Source organism: Actinoallomurus sp. CA-142502 (assembly GCF_050936355.1).
GTDB classification, from domain to species: domain Bacteria; phylum Actinomycetota; class Actinomycetes; order Streptosporangiales; family Streptosporangiaceae; genus Actinoallomurus; species Actinoallomurus iriomotensis.
In genome coordinates this window covers 9,517,722-9,537,012 of record NZ_JBNJMY010000001.1, presented here as the reverse complement: position 1 = coordinate 9,537,012, position 19,291 = coordinate 9,517,722, and the positions used below count along the sequence as shown (strand labels likewise).

Sequence of the window (19,291 nt, the reverse complement as noted above, 5' to 3'; positions counted from 1 at the left end):
GGGCGGCAACCGCGCTCGGCCGCCCTCGCCTGACGGCGGACCCTCCTACCGGGTCAGGTCCCACAGCCGGATGCTCCGGTCCTCCGCGCCCGTGACCAGGGTGCGGCCGTCCGGGCTGAACGCGAGCGCGTCGATCCGGCCCTGATGGCCGTCGAGGACCCCGAGCCGCGTGTTGGTGAGGATGCCGTTCAGGAGGACCTTGTGGTCTTGGCCGGCGCTCGCGAGCGTCCGGCCGTCCGGGCTGATCGCGACGGCGTCCACCACGCCCCGGTGCCCGGTGAACACGCCCATGCCCAGGTGGGTCCGTACGTTCCAGAGCAGGACCTTCTCGTCCTCCCCGCCGCTGGCCAGCATCCTCCCGTCACGGCTGAAGGCGATCGCGTGCACCGGCGCGGCGTGCCCGTCGAGCACCGCGGCCTGAGCCCACGACGCGGTGTTCCACAGCCGTACGGTGTGGTCCAGCCCGCCCGCGGCCAGCAGGGACCCGTCCGGGCTGAACCGCACCGAGGTCACCGCGCCGCGGTCGTCGCGGAGGACGCGTACGGTCCGGCGCGTCCGGACGTCCCAGACACGGATGGTGTGGTCACGGGAACCGCTGGCCAGATAACGTCCGTCGGGGCTGAAGTCCACCGACCAGACCTCGGAACGGTGCCCGGACAGCACCGCGAGCTGCCGGTCGGAGGACAGGTCCCAGAGACGTACCGTCCGGTCGTCGCCGGCCGTGGCCAGCAGCCGGCCGTCGGGGCTGAACCGCACACCCTCGATCGGCGCCGTGTGGCCCGGTAACTGTGCCAGCTCGACGCGCCGCGCCACGTCCCACAGGCGGACCGTGGTGTCCGACCCGGCGCAGGCGAGCCTCCTGCCGTCCGGGCTGAACGCCACCGAGAAGATGTTCGTGTCCGACTTCAGCCGGGTGGACGGGAAATGGATGCCGAGGTGCACGACCGGAGGGGCGGGCGCGGCCGCCGGCGCCCGGTGCGGGGGACGCCGGGGCAGCCAGATCGCGGCGGCGGCGACGCCCAGGGCGAGCGTCAACAGGAGGGCGAGCAGGAGCGGCGTACGCGAGCGGCGGCGTCGTGGCGGCGCCGTCTCCTCCTCCGCCTCCGGGGGCGGCGGCTCGGCGGGTTCGGGCTCGCCGCCGGTGAGGCGGGAGAGGTGCGCCGCGAGGACGTCGGCGGGCATGCGCATGCTCGGCTCCTTGGCGAGCAGCCCCGCGATGACGGGGGCCAGCGGCCCGGCCCGGCCCGGCGCCGGCGGGTCGGTGGTCAGCAGCGAGACGAGGACGGTGGCGACCGTCTCCCCGTCGAACGGCGGCTGCCCCTCGACCGCCGCGTACATCGTCGCGCCCAGCGACCACAGGTCCGACGCCGGCGTGGCCTCAGCGCCGCGCGCCTGCTCGGGCGCCATGTAGGACGGTGTGCCGAGCATGGCCCCGGTCTCGGTGAGGACGGTGCCGCCGTCGAGCGAGGCGACGCCGAAGTCGGTCAGCACCGTACGGTCGCCGTCCAGGATGACGTTGCTCGGCTTGACGTCACGGTGCACGACCCCGGCGGCGTGCGCCGCGCGTAACGCGGTCAGGATCTGCGCGCCGATCTCCGCCACCCGCGCAGGCGGCAGCGGCCCGTCCTCCTTCAGCACCCGCGCGAGCGTACGGCCGTGGACCAGCTCCATGACGATCCACGGCCGGCCGTCGTCACGGACGACCTCGTGCACGGTGACGATGCCGGGATGACTCAGCCGCGCGGCGGCGCGTGCCTCCCGAAGGGTGCGCGCCCGCAGCGCCCCGACCTGCTCGACGTCCAGACCTGCCGGAAGCCGGATCTCCTTGACGGCCACATCACGGCCGAGTGACTCGTCGTGCGCCCGCCAGACGACTCCGATGGCGCCTTCCCCGAGGACCTCGATCAGCCGGTACTTCCCACCGACGAGTCGCTCACTCCCCATCGTCACGCTCCGAGCGTAACCGGACGCGAAGCGTGCATCTCGGAATCATCTGTTTTGGCGGTGCTGGTCCAGGGGGGCGACCCCCTGGAACCCCCGATGTGAGGGGCTCCGCCCCCCACGCCCCCCCACGGGCTGAGGTCTCAGCGTCCCTCCTCCGCGGAGAGGTTTGGAAGAGATCCGGGAAGTGTGTCGGGTTGGGGCGGTGGTGTTCGTAGCAGGGGTGAGGTCGCCGCAGGGCGCGGCGTGACCGGCTTCTCATGAGGAGACACCATGACCGCCACGTACACCTTCGACGTCTTTTCCACGCTCGACGGGTTCGCCGACCACGACGGCGACTGGGGCGGCTACTGGAGCAAGCAGGGGCCCGAATTCCTCGCGCATCGCGCCGCCGCCTACCGCGACCCGCTGCGCATGGTGCTCGGGGCCAAGACCTACTCCTCGAACGCGCCGTTCCTCAGCCCGGGCTTCGACCGCGGCCTGTTCGACGGGTGGATCACGCGCATGTTCGACTCTCCGGTCACGGTGCTGTCCCGCCGGCTGACCGAGCCGCTCGACTGGCCGGACACGACCATCGAGTCCGGCGATCCCGTCGAGGTGGTCAGGCGGCTCAAGGCCGAATCCGACGTGCCGCTGCGTTCCCACGGCAGCCTGACGCTCAACCGGGCGCTGCTGAACGCCGGCCTGATCGACGCCATCGAGGTGACGGTCTTCCCCGTGATCTCCGGGACGACCGGCGTGGACCGGATCTTCGACGGCGCGGACGACTTCGACCTCGAACTGCTCTCGGCCCGGACCTTCGACGGCCACACGCAGGTCCTGACCTACCGCCCGACCCGACACGCCTGACCGGCGACGGGGCGGCCGCCATAGGTTGGCGTCGTGGACGGAAGGCAGGTCGGCGACCGTCTCGGCGGTCTTTCCCTCGCGGCTCGGGCGGCTCTCGCGGCGTCAGTGGCCGGTCGGCTCCTGCCGTACTTCCGGCGGTTTCACGAGGAGACCGGGCAGGGTGATCCGGCGGTGCTGCGGAGCGCTCTCGACGGTGTGTGGGACCGGTTGGAGCACGGGGCCGCCCTGGACGTCGTCACCGTGGGCGTGGCCTGCATGGAACAGGCGTTCGTCGCCGCGGACTTCGGGTTCGCCCTCGCCGGGACGAGGGCGTGGGAGGCGTGGCGGGTGGTGAACGGCGCCGCCACTCCGCTGGCGGAGAACGCCGTGCACGCCGCCTGGGCCGCGGCCGCTGCCTGTCATGTCGCCGTCCACGGCCGGGTCACCGAAACGCTGCACTGCCTGCGGTACGGCCGGGACGCCGCACTGGCCGAGGCCCTCTCACGGCGGAAGGACGCCCTCGCGGAGAGCGATCCGCTGGTGGAGAAGGAAAACCGCCGCCAACTGCGCGACCTGGACATGCTGGAACGCTCGGGACCCACGGCTCGGGTCCTCGCCGAGCTGCGAACCCCGGCTATCTGATGACCAGGTGCGACTTCTCCGAGAGCCGGCAGCGGACCCTTCGCTTGCACAGCTGCGTCTGGGTCACCGTCGCGCCGCCGGAGTTCGCGTTGATGATGGTCTGGGCTCCGCGGATGAAGTTGGGGCTGTTGAAGGGAGCGGAGACTCTGTTGTGGCTGCCATTACCGTTGTGCTGGTCGCCGCCTCCCCAGTACATGGCGAGCCCGGCGCGGGTCGACGCCCGGCTCTCAGGCGCGGCCGTCAGGCAGGCCACGGCCGGCAGCAGGAAGACCATGGCGTAGAGCGCACTGCGATCGAGCATGCGTCCTCCTGATGGTGTCAGTGCGCTGTCGGCGATGGCAGTCGTACCCGCCTACCGCTGGTGACCACCCCCTTTGCACTCGCATATTACGAATGACGTTCCTGGGCATTTACTTGTGCGTCGTAGGCCCCCTGGGCGGCGGCGACCTCCTCGATGTGCGTCTCCGCCCAGTCCTTGATGGCCCGCATCACGGGCAGCAGGCTGACGCCGAGCGGGGTGAGTTCGTAGTCGACCCGTACGGGGACCGAGGGGGTGACCGTACGGGAGACCAGGCCGTCGCGTTCGAGGCTCCGCAGGGTCTGGGTCAGCATCTTCTGGCTGACGCCGGCGACGGTGCGGGACAGGTCGCTGTAACGCTGCGGACCGCCGGCGAGCGCGTTGAGGAGGAGGCTCACCCACTTGTCGCTGATCCGGTCGAGCAGCGTCCGGGCCGGGCACGTCGCGAGGTAGGCGTCGTACGCGACACGCGCGTCCTGGCGTCGCTGGGCGGCGGTGCGGGTGGCCATGGCTCTCCTCGGCGTACGGTACGCACCTCGAAGTGCGTACTCTCCATCAGAGAGTAGCTCTCCTTAGAGTCGTTCCGAAGCCTCTTCGAACGTAGGGAGATCTCATGCGAGCGGTCGTCATTCGCGGTTTCGGCGGACCGGAGGAACTGCGGCTCACCGACGTCCCGGTCCCGGTCCCGGCACGGGGCCGGGTACTGATCCGGGTCGAGGCCGCGACGGTCAACCCGGTGGACGTGGCCACCCGTTCAGGCGCGCTCGCCGGGGCGGGCCTGATGCCGCCACGCGAGGTGATCGGCATCGGCTGGGACGTGGCGGGCGTCGTCGAGCGGACCGGGCCGGGCGTCACGGGGCTGCGCGCCGGGGACCGGGTGATCGGCCTGTCCGACCGGCTCGACGTGCCGCTCGGTACGCAGGCCGACCAGGTCGTCCTCGACGCGGACGCCGTCGCCGCCGCGCCCGCCGGCACGTCGCCGGTCGAGGCCGCGACGCTGCCGTTGAACGGCCTCACCGCCGTCCAGGCGCTCGACCGGCTCGGCCTGTCGCCCGGCGGCACGCTGCTGGTGACCGGCGCGGCCGGGGCCGTCGGCGGTTACGCGGTCCAACTCGCCGCCGCACGCGGGCTCCGGGTGACGGCCGTCGCCGCACCCGCCGACGAGACGCTGGTACGGGAACTGGGCGCGGCGGAGTTCGTCCCGCGCACCGCGCGGCTGGGCGAGGCGGTCCGTGCCCTGGAGCCCGGCGGCGTGGCCGCGGCCCTGGACGCCGCATCGGTCGGCGTGGCCGCCCTCGACGCGGTGCGATCGAGCGGGGCGTTCGCCGCGGTGGTCGGCGGTGCGGCACCGCCGCCGCTGCGCGGCATCCGTGTCTTCAACCACTGGATCCACGCGGACGGCGAACGCCTGCGCGACCTGGCCGCCCTGGCCGAGGCGGGCACCCTCACGCTGAGAGTCGCCGGAACCCTGCCGTTGGAACAGGTCGCCGAGGCCCACCGGCACTTGGAGAAGGGCGGCCTGAGAGGCCGTCTCGTCTTGACGCCGTGATGCCGAGGGGGCGCTCCCTGTCACCCTCCGCTCCACCACGGTGCGTCGACGCCGCCCAAGACGGTCAGAGGTCGTGGCGCCAGTCGTTGCAGCGCATGAAATGGCCCTTGGGGAACTCGAAGTCATGCTCGCCGGCGAACGTGAAGCCCGCCTTGCGGCAGATCGCGTTGGACGCCGGATTGTCGACGGACGGGTACGCGTGGAGGCGACGACGGCGCCCCTCCGCGCGGGCCTCCTCGATGATCGCCAAGGCCGCGGCCCTGGCGATACCGCGTCCCTGGTGCTCCGGCAGGACGTTCCACCCCGTCTCGTACACCGTCTCGCCCTGCCACTCGCGCTCCCAGTAGCCGATCGTGCCGGCCTTGACGCCGCCCGGCAGGACCACGGTGAACATGCGCCCCGGCTCGCCCAGGTCGAGGTAACGCCTGTGGCGCTCCACGACCTTCTCCTCGGTCTCCGGGCCGCCCAGATGGGCCCAGATCTCCGGCGTGTTGAGCCGTCGCAGCAGATCAAGGTCGTCCTCGGCCCACGGCTCGAGTGTTATCTCCGTCATCGTCCTCACCTCGGGACGCAGTCTGCCGCACCCCACCGACAGTGCTGGTCCAGGGGGGTGACCCCCTGGAACCCCCGATGTGAGGGGCTCCGCCCCCCACGCCCCCCGGCGGGCCGGGGTCGGAGCGTCCCTTCAGGTTTTCAGGTCGCGGCGCATGCAGACGCGTGGCCAGCGGTCCAGGCCGTGTGCGGCCTCTCGTCGGCGGATCTCGCGTAGGCCGGGTGTCAGTCTCGCGTCGTCCAGCCGTTGGAATCCGCACTTTTCGTAGTACGGGGCGTTCCACGGCACCTCGGCGAAGGTCGTCAGTGTCAGGGCGGGCAGGCCGTCTTTCGTCGCGACGTCCGCGACGTGGTCGAGCAGGGTCCGGCCGATGCCGCGTCGCGCGGCGGACGGGTGCACCGAGACCTGCTCGACGTGCATCGCGCCGTCGATCACCTCGGCGATCAGGTACGCGATGGGCCGGTCGGTCGCGTCCGTCGCGACCCATGCGTGACCGTTCCGGCGGTAGGCCGCGAGGACCTCGGCCGGGAGCGGCTCGTCGTCGGCGATCTCGGGCATGCCGACGTCGCGGAAGCACTCGCCGGCCGCCCGCTCGATCGCGCGCAGGACCGGCAGCTCGTCCTCGCGGACCGTACGGATGCGCATGTGGGTCATTGTCGCGGCCGGCTCACGACCTTTCGCGGGGAGTGGGGGAGAGGACATGGCCACGGCTCCGCAAGGGCACGCGTTCGCGGAGAATGCGACGCATGGTGCCGTAGCTGCACTCGAAGCGTTCCGCGACCTGCCGGATGCTCCAACCCTGGGCGTACAGGCGGGCGGCGTCCTCGGCCATCAGCTGGTCGGTCTCTTCGGGCGCCGATCGCTCCAGCACGTCGCGGATCGCCGCGCGGCTGTACCGGCGGTGGCCGCCCGGCGTACGCAACGGTGTCAGCCTTCCCTCTCGGGCCCAGCGGGCGATCGTCGTCGTACGGACGCCGAAGATCTCCGCCACCTCCCGTGGTTTCAGCAGGTCATCCTGGTCTCGCATGATCTCTTTCCGTCGGACGTTCACGGGTAACTCACATCCGCGGGCCGCACGGCGGCGCCGCACCGGTGTCGGGGCCCTCGACCAGGGCCCACACGGTCTTGCCGCCGGGCTCTTCCAGGCGCCAGCCCCAGTCGCGGGAGCACGCCTCCACCAGGAGCAGCCCGCGTCCGTCGACCCGGTCGAGGGACCGCCGCCGGCGGTCGGGGGAGGCCTCGCTGCGATCGGTGACCTCGATGAGGGCGGTGTCGCCCTGGCGGGACAGGCTGAGGTGAAAGACGTCACCGAGTTTCACGGCATTCGTAACGAGCTCGGCGACAATAATGAGGGCGTTGTCGATAATGTCGTTTATCTTCCGATCAGCGAGCGCTATCTTCATCAATACGCGCGCCTGCTCGGCCGCGATCGGATGAGGAGGAAGTGGAAGCCGATACGTGCGGCTCTCCGCCATGTCCTGCGGCGATGAACACTCTTCGCCGCAGGTTTTCGTATCCGGTGCCGCGTGCAATCCGCCGCCCTCCTTGCCGTTCGCTTTTTCGTCCAGAACTGCGAACAAGAATGCATGGGGCGGGTTAATCTGTCGCCGTTCCACTCAAGACCTGGAAGATTATGGACATCACGGAGGTGCGCCGTGCTCCCCAAGCCATCCCCGGACCCGAAGTCATCGATGTGGGCCTGGCTGGCCCATGACCTGCGCTACTACCGCCTGCGGCGCGGCCTGTCCGGCGACGCCGTGGCCCGCCTGCTCAACTGCGGAAGATCCACCATTTCCCGCCTGGAGAACAACGAGGCCAAGCCAACGGAACGCCAGATGGAGATCCTGGACGCCCGCTGGGAGACCGGCGGCCACTTCAGCACGCTGCTCTTCTATGCTCGTCTCGGCCACGACCCGAACTGGTTCCAGCAACACATCGACGTTGAGTCCGAAGCCTCGGTTCACAAGGTCTTCGAGTCGCAGGTCGTGCCCGGTTTGCTGCAGCTACCCGAGTACGCTCGCGCGCTGATTGCGGAAAGCGGCGCCTCGAACGTCGAAGAACTCGTCGAGGAACGAATGGGTCGTCAGGCGATCTTGACCAGAGAACCTCCGCCCGTACTATTGGTGTTACTAACGGAAAACGTGCTCGACTGGCCCGTGGGAGGTTCAGGCCTGATGCGGGAGCAGCTCGCCTACCTCGGCGAGGTATCGGAGCGGCCGAATGTCGGGATCCGTATCGTGCCGAAAGCGGCTGGTGCCCATTACGGCATGAACGGAAGTTTCAAGGTGATGACCGGACCGTCGGGAGACGTGGCCTTCACCGAGGCGACCGGTGGCGGAAGGTTGGTGCTTTCCCCTACGGAAGTCCGGTCATACGTTCTACGTTATGACCGGATTGGGCAGAAAGCGTTGCCTGAAGACCAGTCCCGCGTGTTGATCAAGCAGTACATGGAGGCATTGGGATGAGCGCTCTCGATTGGCGTAAGAGCACCCGTAGCGGCAACCAGCAGGGTGACTGCGTCGAGGTCGCCGTGGCTGAGACCGTTGAGTCGGCGTGAGCGCTCCGGCGTGGCGCAAGAGCACCCGCAGCGGCAACCAGGAGGGCGACTGTGTGCAGGTTGCGGTCATTGAGGGCGGCGAGTGAGCTGTCACTGAGCGCTTCTTGGCGCTGATCAGTGGGCGTGGAGTTCTCTTAGGAGTGCGGCGCGGTGGGAGGCGTCGTCGGCCCAGTCGAAGACGTCGACGATGAGTGGGCGTAATGCCTCGAACGCGCCTGCGGGAGAGTCGGACCGTAGTGCGCCGCGTAGTGCTCCGGCCAGACACCACAGGCGGGTGGCTTGGATTCTCTCTTCTTCGGTCATGCGGTGGCGTTCGGTGGGGTCGGTCAGTACGTGGTGGGCGCGTCTTCCGTTCATCAGCCAGTCGCGTACGCGGTGGCCCAGGGCGGAGCCGGCGGGTACGGCCACGCTTCCTTCGCGTTCGGCCGTATCCAGGGCTTCGGACACGTCCCGGTGATGGGCGACGTCGAGCAGTTCGGCCAGGCGGCGGACCTCCCGTACGGCGCAGGGAGGCGGGGACGGCGGTCAGGGCGTCGGTGAGTTCCTCGTGCGAGAGGCGGTGGACGGCCGAGGGCTCGGTCGCGTTGAACCATGGTTCGAGGTGGGCACTCGCCAGCGGGCCGCCGGTGAGGTCGGGCAGGAAGCCGGTGATCTGACCGACGAGACGCAAGATCCCGACATGGGGGTGTATCAGGGGATCGCCGTCGTCAGGTCCCTCGGGATCCAGGCCGGCGGCGCGTAGCTGGGGGAGGATCCGGTCCGGTTCGGTTCCGCGGCGGATCGCGGGTTTCGCGCCGACCAGCTCGGTCACCAGCTCGCCGTCGACGCTGTAGGCGAGGTGGTCATTGGCGTAGTCGTGGCGGAGCACCGACACCGCTTCGGTGCCCCGTGACACGGCGTTCAGCAGCTGGGCGCCGGACCCGTGGACCCCGCTCGGCTCGATGACGACCGTCCACGGTCCGGCGTTCAACGCCTGGGCGATCGTGGGGTATCCGGCCTCGTACGACCGCATCTCCTGCCACACGTGGGCCAGCGGGCGGGGCCGGATCGTGTCCGCTAACCCGCCCATGCGCAGCAGGGCCCCGGTCTCGTCGACGCCGCGAACGAAGGTGAGGCAGTAGATCTCACCGAGCAGCTCTTCGTACCGGTCGAAATGACGTGCTGACATTCAGGACGCCGCGTCGGTGAGCTCGGCGATCACTTCCGAGGTGGTGACCGGGTCCAGGTCGCCGAAGGGCAGCCCCTCGCGTCTCGGCGACCAGTAGCCGTCTTCCGGGCGGTCGTCGAGCCGGATCTCCTCCAGCTTCTGGTCGGGGCTGTCCTCCACGTAGCCGATGACGATGCCGTGGTCCAGTTTGATGTTGACGTACCGGCCGCCGGGGACCTCGCGGAAGACGCAGAACTGGATTCCGGCGTCCATCGGGGAGCTGCGCTGCCATCCTCGGCCTTCCAGGCCGAGGATGGCAGCGGGCGGTACGGTGACGCCCTCGAATCGCTTCAGTCGCCGGCTGGCGCGTTCGGCGTCGGTCAGGACGTGGACTTCGCGGCCGAGCTGCGGGAACGGCTGGAGGATCTCGTAGTCGGCGAACACCGCCGACCACGCGTCCAGCGCATCGCCCAGCTCCAGCGGGTGCGGGATGCCGATGAGCGCCGTCTCGGGCAACGTCAGCACGTCGTCGTCGACGTCGGCGAACGTGCGGTCCTCGGCCACGCGGAACGCGGTCGCCTTGCCGCCGTCCTCGCTGACCCACACCAGACGCCGCGCGATGTGCCAGATCAGCGGGTGCGCCACGAACAGCCGGCGGAACTCTTCGGTCGTCCAGCGGCGCCGGGCCACCATCGCCGACTCCAGCCGCCGGATCTGGCCGGCGGCGACCGTGCGCACGTCCTTCTTCAGCGCGGTGAACCGCTGGTACGCAGCCTGTGCCGGCTCCTGGTCGTCCTTGGCGCCCGGCTTGGGCAGGGCCTTGCGGCGGCTGCCGCCCTCGTCGGCCACGTACGGCCGGAGCTGCTCGTCGAAGCCGACGACGAAACGGCGCGGCCCATAGTCCAGGACCAGCCCGCCGTCGGAGTCCAGGCCGAAGTCGGGGACCAACCGGTCGCCCAGCTGCTCGGCCGTCAGGCCGAACCCGTCGGCGACCTCCTCGATCTTCTCCTGCGCACGCGCCTTGAGGCCCTTGAACCTCACCTTCTGCGCGATGCCGTACAGGTGCATCAGCGCCACGTCCGTGCCGATCGCGGCCAGGACGTCCAGGCCCGCGACCGCCTTGGCGTGACCGCCCTCGCCCGGCCACTTGCGGATGAGCGGCGTCAGCCGGCGGACGGTGTCGTCGTCGCCGAACCAGCCGAGTTGCGTCAGTGCCCATCCGTCCTTGGCCGGCGCGTCGCCCCGCTGCCACTCCTCGAACAACGCCCATCCGAACGCGGCGAGCGAACCGGCGTCGCAGGCGTCCTTGACGATCCCGACGCCCGCGTACACCTCGTCGGGCTTGGACATGGCCAGCATCGTCAGCAGGTGGCGGACGGCATCGGCCGGGAGCGCGTCGTCCCGGTCACGGAGCCGGATCTGCGGCAGCCGTATCGCGTCGGCCCACTCGCCGACCACCGGTATGCGTTTCGGCAGCAGCTCCAGGGGATCCACCGAGAGCAGCGCCTTCAGAGCGTCCGCCGCCTCGTCGCCGTGCACGCGCGCCGTCGCCTCGACGACGCTCTCGTTCCCGTGCTTTCCGGCCAGCAGGCGCAGCGCGGCCTCGGCCTCCCGGCGCGGCGCGCCCGGCTTGCCCAGCGCGGCCGGCACCAGCAGAGGCACCGCGTCCACGCCATGCCGGTCGAACCAGGAGAGCGCGAGTTCGCGACGCTTCGGCTTGGCCAGGCCTTCGGCCATCACCCGCGCGACACCGGCGTCCAGGAACGGCAGTGCCCGATCGGCGAGACCCGCCGGGTCGGCCTCCGCGATCCGCCGTGCGACCGGCAGCGCGTCGACACCGGACCGGGCCACGATCGGCCGTAGCCAGATCTCGGCCTCCCACAGTTGCGGGGACCAGTCGGCCAGCAGCGGGCCGACCTTCTCCACGGGGCCGTACGTGAGGACGCCGAATCCGTACCCGTTGGCCTTCCCGGCGCGGAACTCCTCGATCAGCTTGTCCCAGTCGTCACTGTCCGGGACCCTGTGCCGCTGATCGGTCTTGGCCCACTGCTCCTGCTCACCGGGCTCCCACCGCATCCCGGGCTCGGCGGGCGGAGTGAGCCCGTTGACGACGACCGGCTCGGCCGGCGCGGTGGTGCGCAGCCACGGCGGGTCGGCCAGCGGTCGCGGCAGCGCGTCCGCCGGGGCGTCCGGCAGCCGGTCCTGGTCGTCCAGCGAACCGATCGCGTCCTGTAGCGCGGGCGGCAACTCGGCCACCAGCTCTTGGTGGGTCCGCGCGTGCGCGGCCAGCAGATCGGCGAGTTGCGGCGCACCGGCCAGCAGCCGCAGCGCCCGGGCGGGGAAGTGCGTCATCGCCGTGAGCAGGGCGGCCCGCACGTACTTCTGGTCGGCGCGGTCGACCAGAGCCTGGAACGCCTCGTCGCTCGGCACGATCGCGAGCGTCTCCAGGATCAGCTTGCGAAGGTCCGTGAGGTAGAGATCGGCCTCGAAGGCCTTCACGAGCAACGGCACGGCGTCCGCGCCGACGCCGTCCAGCAGGGTGACCAGGTGCGACCGGTTCCACGAATAGTGGAAGACGACTCCGTGCGGGGCGATCAGCTCCACATGGCGGGACGATCCCAGCGAGCAGTACAGCATCCACCAGAAATGGGCCTCGTGCCTGGCGTCGGGCGGAGCGGCGCAGCACTCTTCCACCCAGTCGTGCCGGGACGGCACCAGGAAGGAGACCACCACCCGCTGTGACGCGGTGCGGCGGCGCCCCGCCAGGCCGTCGACGGCCTCCGCGTACTCACGGTCGCCGGCGACGGCCAGCAGGCCCCGCAGCCGCACACCGGCCTTCGCCGCGGGACTCGCGACGACCGACGAGGCACTGCTTCCGTCCCCGATGAGCCGGAGCTCGGAAGAGTCCCACTGGAGCTGACTGAACTCGGCGAACGCGCAGGCGGCGAAAGGCAGCCCGTGCTCGGTCACCCACGCGTCCGCCAGCGGCACCGCGAGCTTCTCGATCGCGTAGTAGCCCGGCCGCTCGCCGAGGAGCAGCGTGGCGGCCACGGCCGCACCCAGCGGATTCGCGCCGCCGGAGACGTACTCCCGTGCCGCTTCGGCCAGGCCCGGCTCGACATCGGCCCGTTCGGCGAGTGGCCGCGCGGCCTCCATCCGCTGGAGCTTCTCGCGTACGTCCGCGACCGCCGAGCGGTCGACCTTGACCGCCGGTCCCGGCCGCCCGCCGCGCCGTGGATACAGCCGGCGCCGCCACGACTCCGGGATGTCCAGGGCGTCCTCGTCCGCTGTCGCAGCATGGTTGTCTCCCACGGCGCCCGACCCTAGAGCAGACCTACGACAGGGACCGCCACAATGATCACCTTTGGGCGGTGAACGGCGTCGGAGCGGCGCCGCGCAGCGCGCCCTCCATGGACGCCCGCCAGATCGGGCCCACGTTGGCGCCGAAGACGCCGGGGCTCGGGTCGCCGAACGGCGCGGCCGGGTCGCCGAACCAGACGGCCGCCGCGAGGTCGGGCGTGTAGCCGGCGAACGCCGCGCACGAGAAACTCTCACAGGTGCCGGTCTTGGCGGCCGCCGGACGGCCGATGCCCAGGCCCCGGCCCGTGCCCTTGGTGAGCACCCCCCGCAGGATCCGCGTCGCCTCGTCGGCGACGCCGGCGTCGACCGCCTTGTCGCACTCGGCCCTGGGGACGTCGATCCTCTTGCCGGTGGAGTCGGTGACGTCCGTGACGGCGATCGGCGCGCAGTACCGGCCGTGGGCGGCGAAGGCGGCGTACGCGGCGGCGAGGTGGGTGACGTCGATGTCGTTGGTCCCCAGCACCTGGGAGGGCACCTGTTGCAGCGGCCGGCCGGTCGCCTGCGCCATGCCGAACCTCTGTGCCATGCGGACCGAGTCGCACAGGCCCACGCGCTGTTCGAGGTAGGCGTAGAAGGTGTTGAGCGACTCCCAGGTGCCGGTCGACAAGCTGGCCGAGGACGCCTTGGTGGTCTCCGCGTTGCGTACCGACCACGGCTCGAAGTGGTTGCCCTCGCAGTCGGTGTAGCCGCTGACGGTGGTGCTGTTGGGTGCGGGGAGGGTGGTGCCGACGCTGTAGCCCTTGTCGAGGGCGGCGGCGAGGGTGAAGATCTTGAAGGTGGAGCCGGCGGAGTAGCCGCCGTTGCCGCCGTGGGCGTAGTCGGCGGCGAGGTTGAGGGTGGTCTGGCCCTTCTTCCTGCTGTCGCCGTAGGTCTTGCTGACGACCATGGCCTTGATCTCGCCGGTGCCGGGTTTGACCATCGCCTCGGTCGCGGTCTTGGCCTTGTTCGGTCGTAGCGCCAGTGCTCTTTGGGCGGCTTTTTGTGCCTTCATGTCGAGGGTGGTGCGGATGGTGAGGCCGCCGCGGTAGAGGAGGCGTTCGCGGTCGGCGGCGGTCTTGCCGAACGCGGGGTTGCCCAGGATCTCGTCCTTGACGTACTCGCAGAAGAACGGGGCCTTGCTGTCGACGCAGTCGGCCTTGGGCTTTTTGATGTGCAGCGTGATCGGTGTCGCCGCGGCGGCGTCGGCCTGCGCCTTGGTGATCATCTTCAGCTGCGCCATCCGGTACAGCACCGTGTTGCGGCGGTCGGTGGCGCCCTTCTGGTTGATCTCCGGGTCATAGAAGTACGGGCTGTTGGTGACACCGGCGAGCAGCGCCGCCTCCGACAGCGTCAGCTGTGAGGCGTTCTTGCTGAAGTAGTACTGCGAGGCCGCCTGCACCCCGTACGCGCCCGACCCGAAGTACGCGATGTTGAGATAACCCTGCAGGATCTGCTGCTTGGTCAGCCGCTTCTCCACATTCACCGCGTACCGGAGTTCCCGCAGCTTCCGCCCGAAGTTCGGCGCCTTGGCCGCCTGCGCCTCCTCGTCCGTCCTGGCGTTCTCCACCAGCAGGTTCTTGACGTACTGCTGTGTCAACGTCGAACCGCCCTGCTTGATCCCGCCGTCCTGCGCGTTGGTCACCAGCGCGCGGAAGGAGCCCTTGAAGTCCAGCGGGCCGTGGTCGTAGAACCGGTCGTCCTCGATCGCGACGATCGCCTTCCGCATGACGGGCGCCACCTGGTCCAGGCTCACCGACTCACGGTTGTGGTAGTAGAACCGTGCGATCACCTGGCCGTCGGCCGAGTACACCGTGCTCCGCTCCGGCGGCGGCGACAGGCTGAAGTCCGGCATGTCCTGGAAACCCGCTGACGCGTCCCGCGCCGCCATCCCCACACTGCCCACACCCGGCAATGCCAGCAGACCGACCAGTACCCCCGCGAAGGCAGCCGCCCCGAGCAGTCGCAGCAGCTTGACCAGCGCGCTCATCCGGCGGCCTTGAGGAACTTCGCCGCGATGGGCGCGGCGGCTTCGGAGCCGGTCCCGCCGCCCTCGACGATCACGGCGAAGGCCAGGTCGCCGTGGTAGCCGATGAACCAGGCGTGCGTGGGCGGCTCGGCGCCGGTCCCGTACTCCGCCGTGCCGGTCTTGCCCGCCGTCCCGGACGGGAAGTCGACGCCGGCGGCGGTCCCCTCGCTGACGACGGCGGGCATCAGGGAGTGCAGCGCCCGCTCCACCGCGGGCCGCAACCGGTGCGGCGGCTCGGGCCGGTGGCCGCCGGCGTCCACGGCCTGCGACACGAGTGAGGCGTCGACCAGCCGGGGCGAGCGCCAGGTGCCGTCGGCGGCGGCCGCGGCCACGCTCGCCATGTTCAGCGGGCTGGTGAGGACCTGCCCCTGCCCGAACGAGGCGGCGGCGAAGGAGGCGTCGTCCTTGTTGTCCGGGAACGAGGCCCGTACGGCGGGCAGCCCGGCGATGATCGGGGCGTTGAAACCGAACTCGGTGGCGACCTGGCCCAGCCGCCGCTGGCCGAGCCGGTCCACGGCGAGACGCGCGAACGTGGTGTTGCACGAGTGCGCGAACGCCTCCCGGAGGGCGACCGTCCCGAAGTCCTCCTGCTGGTAGTTGTGGAACGAGCGGCCCCCGACCGTGGTGGTGGCCGGGCAGCCGACCCGGGTCCCGGCGTCCATGCCGCCCGCGACCAGCGCCGCCGCCGTGACCACCTTGAACGTCGAGCCCGGCGGGTACTGGCCCATCAGCGCCCGGTTGTAGCCGCCGGGCTTGTTCGCCACGGCGAGGATCTCCCCGGTGGAGGGTCGCAGCGCGACCAGCGACGTGGGCTTGGCCACGTCGGCGAGGGCGTCACGGGCGGCGCTCTGGACCTTCGGGTCGAGCGTCGTCCGCAGCGGCCGGCCCTCGGTGCCGCCGAACCGCTGGAGCGTCCGCACCGGCGTGCCGTGCGCGTCGACGATCTGCACGGCGAGGGCGGGCGTACCGGCGAGACGGCGCTCGTACTGCCGCTGGAGCCCGTCCACGCCGATCGTGTCGCCCGCGCGGTACGGCGCGCCGAGCTTCTTCGCGGCGGCGGCGGACGCGGGGCCGAGCGGACCGGTGAGCTGCTGGACGGACCCGGACGGCGACCCGCTCAGACCGCTGCCGTCCGCCGCCTCGATGTCCGCCCGGTCCGGCCACGTGCGCGCGGCGCGGAGCCGCTGCCCCTCCTCGAGACCCGGGTACATGACCCGCGGAGACCAGGCCACCCGCCACCGGCCGTCCCGCTCGACGAACGGCAGCGACCCGCCGTACGTCCAGACGCGTCCCCCGGACAGCGTCAGCTCGGCCCGGTACGAGCCGCCCGCCTCGCCGTCCTTGGCGTGTCCGACCGAGGCGATCCGGTAGTGCTGTCTGGTGACGCCCAGGTCGTCCCGCATGCGGGTGAACCGGGTCGCGAAATCGGCGGGCGGACGGTCGGTCAGGGCGCGCATGGCGACGAAGTCGCCGCCGCTCCAGGCCGCGAGGTACCGCTTCGCGGTGTCGCCCGGCCCGTCGTCGTCACGCAGGAACCACACCGCTCCCACCCCCGTGAGCACGGCCACGGCCGCGACCACCGCGACGGCGACCATGCGGGATCGGCGCATCATCGGACTCCCCTCTGTCCGCCAGACTTCGTCAGGCCGACAAGGACAGCAGCTGACCAGCGAAAAGTCCAAGATGCATATGAATGGGGAGTGATAGGCGTTTCGATATCCTTCCTGCCCACAGCGCCCGGTCACCGAGCTCCGTCACAAGGGAAATCAGCCGGGTCAGGGCGTGGCGGACGGTTCCGCATCGGCCTCCAGCGGACGATGATCAGCTGGTCCGATGCGCATCCGTAGGAGGGCCTCTCATGCTCAGACGCATGATCGCGACGATGGCGGTCGCCGCGTCGCTCGTGGCGCCGGCCGGTCCGGCACACGCCGACGACGTCGGCGGTGCCAAGGTCGTGCCGGTCCAGGTCACCGGCGATCCGGCGAAGCGGTTCAACGTCGTCATCCTCGGCGACGGCTACACCGAGGCCGACATGCCGAAGTTCCGCGAGAACGTCGACCGGGAGGTCAGCACCCTCTTCGGGTTCGAACCGTGGAAGTCCTACCGCAGCTACGTCAACGTCTACCGGGTCGAGATCACGTCCGGCGAGTCGGGCGTGAGCTGCGACCCCTCCGTGAACTCCGCCAAGCGCACCACGCCGCTGAGCATGCGGTTCTGGAGCGGCTGCCGGACCGACGGCATCCAGCGCCTGCTGGTCATGGACGATGACGCGGCCGGCAGGTACGCGGACCTGGTCACCGGCACCAGCGCCGCCAACCGGCAGATCGTCGCGCTGGCCAACAGCACCACGTACGGCGGCGCGGGCGGGACGTACGCCACGGCGTCCGGCGGCAACGCGATGTCCTCGCTGATCATGCCGCACGAGATCGGCCACTCACTCGGCGGCCTGCAGGACGAGTACAACTACTACCAGCGGGGCGTGCCCGGCGGCGCGTACACCGGCGGCGAACCGGACTCGATCCACCACACCCTCCTCACCGAGCGGCAGATGCGCGAGCAGCACGCCAAATGGTGGCGCTGGCTCGGCGACCGCAGCACGGCCGGCGGCGTCGTCGGCCGCTACGAGGGCGGCGTCTACGACACCACGGGCGTGTGGCGGCCGAGCGAGCACTCGATGATGAAGACCCTCGGCTACGCCTACGACCAGGTCGAACGCGAACGGATGACGCAGGCCATCTCCGCCAAGCTCGACCTGGTGCAGGACCAGACCCCGACCGGGGCGCCCGTCGGCGCGGACCGCGTCGTCTGGCTGGAGACCCTCCACCCGGTGAGCCACCCGCTGCACATCACCTGGACCCTCGACGGCCGGACCGTCCCCGGCAGTACGGACCGGCACAACCTCGACCTGGCCCGGCGGCACCTCAGGCCGGGCACGCACACCCTGACCGCGAAGGTCGACGACCCCACCGGCTTCGTACGCGACCCGGCGATCAGGTCCTCCGCGGCCCTCACCCAGACCCGTACCTGGACGGTGGACACCCGGCTCACGACCGCGCCGGTGGCCCCCGCCGTGGGCTTCACGGACGCCACCCCCGCCGGCACGGACGTGGGCGCGAACGACGTGATCTACGCGGAGACGACGCACCCGACGGTGTCGGTCCCGGCGGTCCGGTGGACCGTCGACGGCCGGCGGGTGACGACCCCGGGGAACGACCGCGACCTCGACCTGGGGCGCTTCCACCTGACCTCCGGGACGCACACCGTCACCGCGCGAGCGGCCGACCCCGCCACCGGCGCCCGGTCGGCGCCGCTGTCCTGGAAGGTCGACGCGCGACGTCCGGCGATCGCCGCGCAGTTCTCCACACCGGCCGCGACGCACGGCGGCACCAAGGTCTTCGACGACCGGTTCACCATGAAGCTGAACCCGTCCGACGACGGGCCGGGCAGCACACTGGCGGAGTTCCAGGTCGACGGGGACGGCTGGTACCGCTACTTCGGCTGGCCGACCGACTCCACCGCGCCGTTCGTGTTCACACCCCTGGGCACGAACATCGACGACCTCTACTACGGCAAGCTCGGCAAACCCGCGCGAGCCGTCGCCTGGGAGAACGTACCGCCCGGCTACGGCCGGCACACCATCGAGTACCGCGCCATCGACGCCGCCGGAAACGTCGGCCCGGCCACGAAGGTCACGGTGATCCTGCGCAAGAGCGGCTGACGGCGTTTCCCCGGCCCACGGTCCCCCGGCCCGCCGCGGAACGGTGGGCCGGGGACGCCCCGCTTACTTCTTCGGCATCAGCACCGAGTCGATGATGTAGACGGTGGCGTTGGCCGTCTGAACGTTGCCGCAGACCACGTTCGCGTCGTTGACCTTGTACGACTCGCCCGAGCCACTGGTGTTGACCATGCCGCCCTGGAGGGTCTTGAAGCTGCCGCTCGTCAGTCCGCTGGGCGCGACCTTCTGGCCGACGACGTGGTACGTGAGGATGCTCGACAGGGTCTTCTTGTCCGCGAGCACCTTGTTGAGCGTCTTCTTGGGGATCTTGGCGAAGGCGTCGTTGGTGGGGGCGAACACCGTGAGGTTCTGCGCGGAGTTCAGCGTGTCCACCAGGCCGGCCTTCTTGACCGCCGTGACCAGCGTGGACAGGACCGGGTTGTTGGAGGCGGCGGTGGCGACCGGGTCCTGCGCCATGCCGGAGAAGCTGCCCTTGCCGGAGTCCGGCACGGCCGAGCAGCCGGAGCCGAACGGCTTGTCCGCCATCGCGGCGCTCGACGTCGGCGCGCCGCCGCCCGCCCCGGCGGAGGAGGCGCCGTCGCCGCTCTTGCCGTCACCGCCGCAGGCCGCGGCGCTGAGCAGGAGACCACCGGTGAGCATGCCGACGGTCAGAACACGGGTCTTCACGAGACTTCT

Annotated in this window: 20 protein-coding genes and 1 pseudogene; 8 read left to right on the top strand and 13 right to left on the bottom strand. The window is 70.7% G+C overall.

The window, feature by feature from the left end; translation table 11 throughout:
* Positions 1-45: 45 nt before the first annotated feature.
* A complete protein-coding gene (locus tag ACQEV1_RS44555; protein WP_433406104.1) occupies positions 46-1,944 on the bottom strand; it encodes a WD40 repeat domain-containing serine/threonine protein kinase in 1,899 nt (632 codons plus the stop codon).
* A gap of 270 nt (positions 1,945-2,214) precedes the next feature.
* Here ACQEV1_RS44555 and ACQEV1_RS44550 point away from each other — a divergent pair, with 270 nt between their 5' ends.
* Positions 2,215-2,790 (top strand): dihydrofolate reductase family protein, encoded by a 576-nt coding sequence (locus ACQEV1_RS44550; protein ID WP_433403141.1) that lies wholly within the window; start codon positions 2,215-2,217, stop codon positions 2,788-2,790.
* A gap of 33 nt (positions 2,791-2,823) precedes the next feature.
* Entirely contained in the window at positions 2,824-3,411 is a 588-nt protein-coding gene (locus ACQEV1_RS44545; RefSeq protein WP_285579993.1) for a DUF416 family protein, read from the top strand.
* On the opposite strand, the gene ACQEV1_RS44540 is transcribed toward ACQEV1_RS44545, so the two are convergent.
* Together ACQEV1_RS44540 and ACQEV1_RS44535 are read right to left on the bottom strand one after the other, a co-directional pair.
* The gene (locus ACQEV1_RS44540; protein WP_285626929.1) at positions 3,404-3,712 is read right to left on the bottom strand and encodes a hypothetical protein; all 309 of its coding nucleotides are present in this window, start codon (positions 3,710-3,712) and stop codon (positions 3,404-3,406) included. The genes ACQEV1_RS44545 and ACQEV1_RS44540 overlap by 8 nt on opposite strands.
* A gap of 86 nt (positions 3,713-3,798) precedes the next feature.
* Complete coding sequence (locus ACQEV1_RS44535; RefSeq protein WP_285626931.1) at positions 3,799-4,218, bottom strand: winged helix-turn-helix transcriptional regulator; 420 nt, start codon at positions 4,216-4,218, stop codon at positions 3,799-3,801.
* Between the two features lie 104 nt (positions 4,219-4,322).
* Here ACQEV1_RS44535 and ACQEV1_RS44530 point away from each other — a divergent pair, with 104 nt between their 5' ends.
* Positions 4,323-5,258, top strand: a complete 936-nt coding sequence (locus ACQEV1_RS44530; RefSeq protein ID WP_433403137.1) for an NADP-dependent oxidoreductase — start codon at positions 4,323-4,325, stop codon at positions 5,256-5,258.
* 64 nt (positions 5,259-5,322) lie between these two features.
* Here the strand turns inward: ACQEV1_RS44530 and ACQEV1_RS44525 are convergent, their stop codons facing one another.
* From ACQEV1_RS44525 to ACQEV1_RS44510, 4 genes are all read right to left on the bottom strand, one after another.
* On the bottom strand, positions 5,323-5,811 hold the full coding sequence (locus tag ACQEV1_RS44525; RefSeq protein WP_285626936.1) for a GNAT family N-acetyltransferase: 489 nt from the start codon (positions 5,809-5,811) through the stop codon (positions 5,323-5,325).
* A 132-nt stretch (positions 5,812-5,943) separates the two neighbouring features.
* Complete coding sequence (locus ACQEV1_RS44520; protein ID WP_433403136.1) at positions 5,944-6,456, bottom strand: GNAT family N-acetyltransferase; 513 nt, start codon at positions 6,454-6,456, stop codon at positions 5,944-5,946.
* A gap of 22 nt (positions 6,457-6,478) precedes the next feature.
* On the bottom strand, positions 6,479-6,838 hold the full coding sequence (locus tag ACQEV1_RS44515) for a helix-turn-helix domain-containing protein (protein ID WP_433403133.1): 360 nt from the start codon (positions 6,836-6,838) through the stop codon (positions 6,479-6,481).
* Positions 6,839-6,869: 31 nt separating this feature from the next.
* Positions 6,870-7,391 carry an ATP-binding protein gene (locus ACQEV1_RS44510; RefSeq protein WP_433403130.1) on the bottom strand — a complete coding sequence of 174 codons (522 nt, stop codon included), beginning with the start codon at positions 7,389-7,391 and terminating at the stop codon, positions 6,870-6,872.
* 75 nt (positions 7,392-7,466) lie between these two features.
* Here ACQEV1_RS44510 and ACQEV1_RS44505 point away from each other — a divergent pair, with 75 nt between their 5' ends.
* From ACQEV1_RS44505 to ACQEV1_RS44495, 3 genes are read left to right on the top strand one after another with little or no spacing between them, the layout of a single operon-like run.
* Positions 7,467-8,276, top strand: a complete 810-nt coding sequence (locus ACQEV1_RS44505; protein ID WP_433403128.1) for a helix-turn-helix domain-containing protein — start codon at positions 7,467-7,469, stop codon at positions 8,274-8,276.
* Positions 8,273-8,368 (top strand): DUF397 domain-containing protein, encoded by a 96-nt coding sequence (locus ACQEV1_RS44500; RefSeq protein WP_433403125.1) that lies wholly within the window; start codon positions 8,273-8,275, stop codon positions 8,366-8,368. Before ACQEV1_RS44505 ends, ACQEV1_RS44500 begins: the two co-directional genes overlap by 4 nt.
* Positions 8,365-8,454 (top strand): DUF397 domain-containing protein, encoded by a 90-nt coding sequence (locus tag ACQEV1_RS44495; protein ID WP_433403123.1) that lies wholly within the window; start codon positions 8,365-8,367, stop codon positions 8,452-8,454. Before ACQEV1_RS44500 ends, ACQEV1_RS44495 begins: the two co-directional genes overlap by 4 nt.
* Positions 8,455-8,482: 28 nt before the next feature.
* Here the strand turns inward: ACQEV1_RS44495 and ACQEV1_RS44490 are convergent, their stop codons facing one another.
* A complete protein-coding gene (locus ACQEV1_RS44490; protein ID WP_433403120.1) occupies positions 8,483-8,815 on the bottom strand; it encodes a hypothetical protein in 333 nt (110 codons plus the stop codon).
* A gap of 154 nt (positions 8,816-8,969) precedes the next feature.
* Here ACQEV1_RS44490 and ACQEV1_RS44485 point away from each other — a divergent pair, with 154 nt between their 5' ends.
* Positions 8,970-9,110 (top strand): hypothetical protein, encoded by a 141-nt coding sequence (locus tag ACQEV1_RS44485; RefSeq protein WP_433403117.1) that lies wholly within the window; start codon positions 8,970-8,972, stop codon positions 9,108-9,110.
* A 21-nt stretch (positions 9,111-9,131) separates the two neighbouring features.
* On the opposite strand, the pseudogene ACQEV1_RS44480 reads toward ACQEV1_RS44485, so the two are convergent.
* The 4 genes and pseudogenes from ACQEV1_RS44480 to ACQEV1_RS44465 all read right to left on the bottom strand — a co-directional run.
* A pseudogene (locus ACQEV1_RS44480) lies at positions 9,132-9,536 on the bottom strand (DUF6461 domain-containing protein); the annotation flags it as partial.
* Positions 9,537-12,827, bottom strand: coding sequence for a DUF4132 domain-containing protein (locus ACQEV1_RS44475; protein WP_433403114.1), 3,291 nt, complete (start codon positions 12,825-12,827; stop codon positions 9,537-9,539).
* A gap of 46 nt (positions 12,828-12,873) precedes the next feature.
* Positions 12,874-14,841 carry a transglycosylase domain-containing protein gene (locus ACQEV1_RS44470; RefSeq protein ID WP_433403111.1) on the bottom strand — a complete coding sequence of 656 codons (1,968 nt, stop codon included), beginning with the start codon at positions 14,839-14,841 and terminating at the stop codon, positions 12,874-12,876.
* A complete protein-coding gene (locus ACQEV1_RS44465) occupies positions 14,838-16,493 on the bottom strand; it encodes a penicillin-binding transpeptidase domain-containing protein (protein ID WP_433403108.1) in 1,656 nt (551 codons plus the stop codon). Before ACQEV1_RS44465 ends, ACQEV1_RS44470 begins: the two co-directional genes overlap by 4 nt.
* Before the next feature lie 245 nt (positions 16,494-16,738).
* On the opposite strand from ACQEV1_RS44465, the gene ACQEV1_RS44460 reads away from it, so the two are divergent.
* Positions 16,739-18,598: a M64 family metallopeptidase gene (locus ACQEV1_RS44460; protein ID WP_433403106.1), complete on the top strand. Its 1,860-nt coding sequence runs from the start codon at positions 16,739-16,741 to the stop codon at positions 18,596-18,598.
* 63 nt (positions 18,599-18,661) lie between these two features.
* On the opposite strand, the gene ACQEV1_RS44455 is transcribed toward ACQEV1_RS44460, so the two are convergent.
* Entirely contained in the window at positions 18,662-19,255 is a 594-nt protein-coding gene (locus ACQEV1_RS44455; RefSeq protein ID WP_433406103.1) for a fasciclin domain-containing protein, read from the bottom strand.
* Positions 19,256-19,291: the final 36 nt, after the last annotated feature.

Coding starts and splice junctions, on each gene's coding strand:
- ACQEV1_RS44555 (WP_433406104.1), bottom strand. CDS start 1,944: ATGGGGAGTGAGCGACTCGTCGGTGGGAAGTACCGGCTGATCGAGGTC.
- ACQEV1_RS44550 (WP_433403141.1), top strand. CDS start 2,215: ATGACCGCCACGTACACCTTCGACGTCTTTTCCACGCTCGACGGGTTC.
- ACQEV1_RS44540 (WP_285626929.1), bottom strand. CDS start 3,712: ATGCTCGATCGCAGTGCGCTCTACGCCATGGTCTTCCTGCTGCCGGCC.
- ACQEV1_RS44535 (WP_285626931.1), bottom strand. CDS start 4,218: ATGGCCACCCGCACCGCCGCCCAGCGACGCCAGGACGCGCGTGTCGCG.
- ACQEV1_RS44530 (WP_433403137.1), top strand. CDS start 4,323: ATGCGAGCGGTCGTCATTCGCGGTTTCGGCGGACCGGAGGAACTGCGG.
- ACQEV1_RS44525 (WP_285626936.1), bottom strand. CDS start 5,811: ATGACGGAGATAACACTCGAGCCGTGGGCCGAGGACGACCTTGATCTG.
- ACQEV1_RS44520 (WP_433403136.1), bottom strand. CDS start 6,456: ATGCGCATCCGTACGGTCCGCGAGGACGAGCTGCCGGTCCTGCGCGCG.
- ACQEV1_RS44515 (WP_433403133.1), bottom strand. CDS start 6,838: ATGCGAGACCAGGATGACCTGCTGAAACCACGGGAGGTGGCGGAGATC.
- ACQEV1_RS44500 (WP_433403125.1), top strand. CDS start 8,273: ATGAGCGCTCTCGATTGGCGTAAGAGCACCCGTAGCGGCAACCAGCAG.
- ACQEV1_RS44470 (WP_433403111.1), bottom strand. CDS start 14,841: ATGAGCGCGCTGGTCAAGCTGCTGCGACTGCTCGGGGCGGCTGCCTTC.
- ACQEV1_RS44465 (WP_433403108.1), bottom strand. CDS start 16,493: ATGATGCGCCGATCCCGCATGGTCGCCGTCGCGGTGGTCGCGGCCGTG.
- ACQEV1_RS44460 (WP_433403106.1), top strand. CDS start 16,739: ATGCTCAGACGCATGATCGCGACGATGGCGGTCGCCGCGTCGCTCGTG.
- ACQEV1_RS44455 (WP_433406103.1), bottom strand. CDS start 19,255: ATGCTCACCGGTGGTCTCCTGCTCAGCGCCGCGGCCTGCGGCGGTGAC.